The sequence below is a fragment of the Methylobacterium nigriterrae genome, from assembly GCF_037106235.1.
GTDB lineage: Bacteria > Pseudomonadota > Alphaproteobacteria > Rhizobiales > Beijerinckiaceae > Methylobacterium > Methylobacterium nigriterrae.
The window spans coordinates 1-480 of record NZ_JBAWTG010000533.1 but is presented as its reverse complement, the minus strand read 5'-3'; the positions used below and the strand labels follow the sequence as shown (position 1 = coordinate 480).

At 69.8% G+C, this 480-nt stretch carries 1 pseudogene; it reads right to left on the bottom strand.

Annotated elements, in window-relative coordinates:
- A pseudogene (locus tag WDW90_RS38110) lies at window positions 1-480 on the bottom strand (ISNCY family transposase); the annotation flags it as partial.

Genomic DNA, 480 nt, shown 5'->3' with positions numbered 1-480 from the left:
CTAGGACGGCAAAGTCGGCTGTTGGGCTTGCCGTTCGAGCGCCCTGAGGTAGGCATCGGGATCACGGCGGAAGCGGGTTCGTGCGGTGCGGGCCTGCCGCCCCCGATCGAGAGATCGACGCAGGTCACGCCACTGTGCGTGATCAATCCGGCCGAGGTCGCGTCCGGACAGGGTTTGGGCCCGGGTGCCGATGCCAGCTACGAGCCGGACCGATCCACGCAACACCGCACCGGGCGAGGCTGTCTTGCGCCCGGTGGCGCGCCGCTCGTGGTATCGCTGCGAGCCGAACAGCTGTTCCAGGGCGTTGTTGGTGCGCGGCAGGTCGGCCAGGTCGGCAGCGTGGAACAGCCCGGGCCGATAGCTGTGTGCGACCTTGCGGAAGTGGTCGAGGGCCGGACCGAGACTGCCAACGCGATGGCGGTGACGCTGTATCGCCGCCAGCAGGCCGTCGAAGCGCCGTCGGACCTTGGCGCCCGCCTC